Raw genomic sequence first — 5,488 nt, forward strand, 5'->3', positions numbered from 1 at the left:
CACTGGCGGGCGTTGATCACGCCCAGGATGTTTTCCATGCCGCCGCGCACCACCGGAAAGCGCGCGTGCTCGGACTCCTCGATGCGCGCCAGGTTCTCCTCGAAGGGTGCTCCCACGTCGAGCCACACCACGTCAGCGCGCGGCACCATCAGCGAGCCGATCTGGCGGTCGTCGAGCCGGAAGACGTTGCGCACCATCAGGTGCTCGTGCGACTCGATCACCCCGGCGCTGGTGCCCTCGGCGAGCATGGCGTGGATCTCGTCCTCGGTCACGGTGGTGCCGGTTTCCTTCACGCCCATGAGGCGCAGCAGCGCCTGCGTCGAGGCCGACAGCAGCCGCACGAAGGGCTTGGTGGCGATGGCGAGCCAGTTGATCGGCCGCGCCACCAGGCGCGCCAGCGTCTCCGGGTGGCTCTGGCCCAGGCGCTTGGGCACCAGTTCGCCGACCACGATGGAGACGTAGGTGATCAGCACCACCACCAGGCCGGTGGCGAGGTAGCCGGCCGCCTGCGGCTCCAGGCCGGCATCGACCAGCCAGTCGCCCAGCGGCTTTGCCAGCGCGGACTCGCCGACGATGCCGTTGAGCACGCCGATGGAGGTGATGCCGATCTGGATGGTGGACAGGAAGCGCGTCGGATCCTCGCCCAGCTTGGCAGCGGCGATTGCACCGCTGTCGCCCTCGTCGATCAGCTTTTGCAGCCGCGCCCGGCGCGCGGAAACCAGGGCCAGCTCGGACATGGCGAACAGTCCGTTGAGTAGGATCAGGGCGATGAGTAGGGCTATTTCCATGGCCGGGGAGCCCGTGGCGCTCCCGTGGTGTGGTGGGGTGGAAATTGTATGAAGGCCTGCATTGTGCGCGGCTTTCCCCCGCCGCGTGCCGGCGCTCGCGCCGCGCCGCTGCCGACCGGCCCCCGCCGCAGCCTCAGCCGGCGGAGGAAGCGTCCAGCTTCAACCCCTTGGGCAGCGGAAACTTCACCGTCTCTTCGATGCCGTCCATCTTGCGCACCGCCACGGCGCCGAGCTCCTTGATGCGGGCGATCACCGCCTGCACCAGCACCTCCGGCGCCGACGCGCCGGCCGTCAGGCCCACGCGCGCGACGCCCTCGAACCATTCGGGCCGCAGCTCCTCGGCCGAGTCCACCATGTGGGCGGCGCGGCCCATGCGCGCCGCCAGCTCGCGCAGGCGGTTGCTGTTGGAGCTGGTCGGACTGCCGACGACGATGACCAGATCCACCTGCGGGCTCAGCAGCTTCACCGCGTCCTGACGGTTCTGCGTGGCATAGCAGATGTCCTGCTGCTTGGGCTCGCGGATGTTCGGGAAGCGCGCACGCACGGCGGCCATGATCTCGGCAGCATCGTCCACGGAGAGCGTCGTCTGCGTGACCACGGCCAGCCGCTCGGTCTGCGAAGGCTGCACGCGCGCCACGTCGGCCACGTCCTCGACCAAGTGGATGCCGCTGTCGAGCTGACCCATGGTGCCCTCGACCTCGGGGTGGCCCTTGTGGCCGATCATGATGAATTCATAGCCCTCGCGCGCCAGCTTCGCGACCTCGACGTGCACCTTGCTGACCAGCGGACAGGTGGCGTCGAAGATGGAAAAGCCGCGCGCGCGGGCCTCGTCCTGCACCGCGCGGCTCACGCCGTGGGCGGAGAAGACCAGCGTGGCGCCGGGCGGCACATCGGCCAGGTCCTCAATGAAGATCGCACCCTTGGCCTTCAGGTCGTTCACCACATAGGTGTTGTGCACGATCTCGTGGCGCACGTAGATGGGCGCGCCGAACTTGGCGAGCGCCCGCTCGACGATCTCGATGGCGCGGTCCACGCCGGCGCAGAAACCGCGCGGCTCGGCCAGCAGGATTTCCTTGGGGCCCCTCATGGCTCAGAGCACCCCGATGAGCTGCACCTCGAAGGTGACCGGCACACCCGCCAGGGGATGGTTGAAGTCGAAGCGCACGGCCCCGTCGGCACGCACCTCCAGCGCCACGCCGGCGTACTGGCCCATGCCATCGGGCGTCGGAAACTGCACCACGTCGCCTACCGCGTAGCTCTCGTCCGGGTCGCCCAGCTCGTCGAGCAGCTTGCGCGCCACCCACTGCTGCATGTCCGGGTTGCGCTCGCCGAAGGCCTCGCCGGCGGCCAGCTCGAAGCTGGTATGCGCACCCTCGGGCAGGCCGATCAGGCGCTGCTCCAGCGCCGGCGAGAGCTCGCCCGTGCCCACGGACAGGGTCGCCGGCTTGCCCGCGAAGGTGTTGATCACATCGCCCGCCGGCCCGGCCAGGCGGTAGTGCAGCGTGAGGAAGGAGCCGGGCTGCACGATGGGCGTGCCTGCGGCGGTGGCGGATGCGGTCATGGTGGAAGGCCCAGGAAGGATGTCGAGGGCGCGAGGCGCCGATACACTGCCCGCCATTGTAGGAAAACGGCCCCGACCCCATGCCGATCAAGGACCTGCCCAGCGACGCCCGTCCGCGCGAGAAGCTGCTCGCGCGCGGCCCTGCCGCCCTGTCGGATGCCGAGCTGCTGGCGATCCTGCTGCGCACCGGGCTGGCCGGCAAGGGCGTGCTGCAGCTGGCCGGCGAGCTGCTTGCGCCGCCCGAGCGCGACAGCGCCACCGGGGTGGTCACGGGCGGGGGTTTCGGGGGCATCGCCGGCCTGCTGCACGCCGGCGCCGCCGACCTGCGGCGCATCAAGGGTCTGGGCCCGGCCAAGCGCGCCGAGCTGGTCGCCGTGCTCGAGCTGGCGCGCCGCGCGCTGGCCGAGCAACTGGCCGAGCGCACGGTGTTCGACTCGCCCAGCGCCGTGCAGCACTACCTGCAGCTGCACTTGGCGGCGCGCACGCACGAAGTCTTCGCCGCCCTGTTCCTGGACAGCCAGCACCGGCTGATCGCCATGGACGAGCTGTTTCGCGGCACGCTCACGCAGACCAGCGTCTACCCGCGCGAGGTCGTATTGCGCGCGCTGCAGCACCACGCCGCCGCCGTGATCCTGGCGCACAACCACCCCAGCGGCAGCGTGCAGCCCAGCCGTGCCGACGAGGCGCTCACGCAGACCCTCAAGAGCGCCCTCGCGCTGGTGGACGTGCGCGTGCTCGACCACATCATCGTCGCCCCCGGGGCCTCGCTGTCGATGGCCGAGCGGGGCCTGCTGTGAGATGGCCCGGAGAGCGCTTGGCCCCGCGGCACCTGCGCCCGTTGCGCTGCGCTGGCGTCCCGCTCTGGCGTGGGTGGTGCTGGCGCTCGCACTGGCGGGCTGCGCGCCACGGCCGTCCCCCTGGTCCGGGCCAGCGTCCGGGCTGCGCATCCTGGCCACCGCCCACATCGCTCCCGGCACCGAATGGGGCGGCAGCCCCTTCGGCGGCATCTCGGGCATCGACCAAGATCCGCGCAGCGGCGACTACCTGCTGATCAGCGACGACCGGGCGGTGCACGGCCCGGCCCGCGTCTACGCCCTGCGCCTGCATCTGGATCCGGAGCGTGGGCAGGCGCGGCCCGAGATCACGGGCATGCGCTCGCTGCAGGCACCCGACGGCCAGCCCTTCGCTCCCGCGCGGCGCGCCCGCCCGGGGGTGGACGTGCCGGATGCGGAGGCGGTGCGCTGGCTGCCCGGTGCGCAGCGGTTCCTGTGGACGAGCGAAGGCGATTTCGCGCGCGGCTTCGGCCCGCAGCTGCGCGTGGCGCATGCCGACGGCCGGCACCTGCGCCGCATCCCGCTGCCGCCGTCCTTCGTGCCCAGTGCCGGGGCGGGCCCGCGGCGCAACGGCAGTCTGGAAGGCCTCGCCCTGGCGCCCGATGGCCGCACCGCCTGGCTGGCGATGGAGCTGCCCTGGCTGCAGGATGGCCCCCCGGCCTCGGCCGCCGCGCCTGGCGCGCCGGTGCGCTTCACGGCCATCGACGTGGGCTCCGGAGAGCCGCTGCGCCAGATCGCCTACCAGCCGGATGCGGCTTCGCAGCCACGGCGCTTGCCGCTGGGACCAGAACTGAACGGCGTGAGCGAGATCCTGGCCGACGGGCCGCACCACCTGCTGGTGCTGGAGCGCGCCTACAGCACCGGCCGGGGCTTTTCCGCGCGGCTCTACCGCATCGACACCCGCAAGGGCAGCGACACACGGGGTCTTGCCGCGCTGCAGCCGGGCAACCACCACCCGCCGCCCAAGGAGCTGGTCGCCGACTTCACTGGGTTGGGGGTGCCGGTGGACAACCTCGAGGGCATGGCCTGGGGGCCGGCGCTGCCCGGGGGCGGCTGCCTGCTGGTGCTGGTGAGCGACGACAACTTCAACCCCGCGCAGCGCACCCAGTTCATCGCCGCGCAATACCGCCCGCCCGGCGGCGGACATGGCTCCTGCGGTACAACCGGCGGGAGCCCATGAATGCTGCCCAGCGGGCCCTGCCCGTCCGATCCTTTGCCGAGCTGAAACCCCTGCGCCGCCGCCTGGCCGAGGCCGCGGCGCAGGAGGCCGAGCGCGCTCGCGCACAGGCCGAGGCCGAACGCCGCGCCCAGCGCGAGCGCCAGCTCTTCGCCCATGCGGTCGGCCCGGTCCAGCCCCTGAAAGGACAGGGGGCGCGCCACTGGCACGTGGCCGAGCCGCCCGAGCCGATCCCGGTGCAGCGCCAGCTCGACGAGGCGCGCGTGCTGCGCGAAGCCTTGAGCGACGAATTCGACGTCAGCACCCTGCTGGACGTGGACGACCAGCTCAGCTACCGCCGCTCGGGCATGGGGCTGGACGTGACGCGCAAGCTGCGCTCGGGCGCCTGGAGCATCCAGCGCCAGCTCGACCTGCACGGGCTGCGCACCGACGAGGCACGCGAGGCGCTGGCCGAGTTCATCCGGCTGGCGCACCGCACGGGGCTGCGCTGCGTGCGCATCATCCACGGCAAGGGACTGGGCTCGCCCGGCAAGACGCCGGTGCTCAAGGGCCGGGTGCAGCGCTGGCTGGTGCAGAAAAAGGAGGTGCTTGCCTTCGTGCAGGCGCGCCCGGCTGATGGCGGCGCGGGAGCACTGGTGGTGTTGCTGCAGCCGGGGCGGCGCAGCTAGCGGTTCCTCATCCAGTCCGCCGTGCCCATGAAGCTCTCGTTCAGGCGCTCGCGCAGCGCCTCGGGCACGCCGACCTCGTCCATGGCCTGGTCCATGCACGCCACCCACTGGTCGCGCTCCCGGATGCCGATGGAAAACGGCAGGTGGCGCGCGCGCAGGCGCGGGTGGCCGAAGCGCTCCTGGTAGTGGTCGGGGCCGCCCAGCCAGCCGCACAGGAACCAGAACAGCTTGTCGCGCGCACTGTCGAGCGTGCTGCCGTGCGTGGCGCGCAGCTCGGCGTAGCCCGGCTCCAGATCCATCAGGTCGTAGAAGCGGTCCACCAGCCGACGCACGGCCGCCTCGCCCCCCAGCCACTCGTAGGCCGTGGCGGGAGTGGCCACGGAATCTTCGCTCGTCATGCCGGCGATTGTAGGAAACAGGGCCGCGCGGCGCCCGCGGGCCGCAGGCGGCTGCTAGCCGCC

The 5,488-nt window shown here is 71.9% G+C and carries 7 protein-coding genes; 3 read left to right on the top strand and 4 right to left on the bottom strand.

Annotated features, from left to right (window positions below):
* The 3 genes from A612_RS05270 to A612_RS05280 all read right to left on the bottom strand — a co-directional run.
* Window positions 1-788 (bottom strand): hemolysin family protein (locus A612_RS05270; RefSeq protein WP_040436150.1); only part of this gene is annotated, 788 nt, incomplete at its 3' end.
* A 133-nt stretch (window positions 789-921) separates the two neighbouring features.
* Window positions 922-1,875, bottom strand: coding sequence for a 4-hydroxy-3-methylbut-2-enyl diphosphate reductase (gene ispH, locus A612_RS05275; RefSeq protein WP_019373496.1), 954 nt, complete (start codon window positions 1,873-1,875; stop codon window positions 922-924).
* A 3-nt stretch (window positions 1,876-1,878) separates the two neighbouring features.
* Window positions 1,879-2,349 carry an FKBP-type peptidyl-prolyl cis-trans isomerase gene (locus tag A612_RS05280; protein WP_019373497.1) on the bottom strand — a complete coding sequence of 157 codons (471 nt, stop codon included), beginning with the start codon at window positions 2,347-2,349 and terminating at the stop codon, window positions 1,879-1,881.
* Between the two features lie 80 nt (window positions 2,350-2,429).
* Here A612_RS05280 and radC point away from each other — a divergent pair, with 80 nt between their 5' ends.
* From radC to A612_RS05295, 3 genes are all read left to right on the top strand, one after another.
* Entirely contained in the window at window positions 2,430-3,146 is a 717-nt protein-coding gene (gene radC, locus A612_RS05285; RefSeq protein ID WP_019373498.1) for a RadC family protein, read from the top strand.
* 76 nt (window positions 3,147-3,222) lie between these two features.
* Window positions 3,223-4,362 (top strand): esterase-like activity of phytase family protein, encoded by a 1,140-nt coding sequence (locus A612_RS05290; RefSeq protein ID WP_019373499.1) that lies wholly within the window; start codon window positions 3,223-3,225, stop codon window positions 4,360-4,362.
* Window positions 4,359-5,027: a Smr/MutS family protein gene (locus A612_RS05295; protein ID WP_019373500.1), complete on the top strand. Its 669-nt coding sequence runs from the start codon at window positions 4,359-4,361 to the stop codon at window positions 5,025-5,027. The genes A612_RS05290 and A612_RS05295 overlap by 4 nt, the downstream gene beginning before the upstream one ends.
* Here the strand turns inward: A612_RS05295 and A612_RS05300 are convergent.
* Window positions 5,024-5,425, bottom strand: a complete 402-nt coding sequence (locus tag A612_RS05300) for a group II truncated hemoglobin (protein WP_019373501.1) — start codon at window positions 5,423-5,425, stop codon at window positions 5,024-5,026. The genes A612_RS05295 and A612_RS05300 overlap by 4 nt on opposite strands.
* Window positions 5,426-5,488 lie beyond the last annotated feature (63 nt).

The sequence above is a fragment of the Melaminivora alkalimesophila genome, assembly GCF_000282995.1.
Taxonomy (GTDB): domain Bacteria; phylum Pseudomonadota; class Gammaproteobacteria; order Burkholderiales; family Burkholderiaceae_C; genus Melaminivora; species Melaminivora alkalimesophila.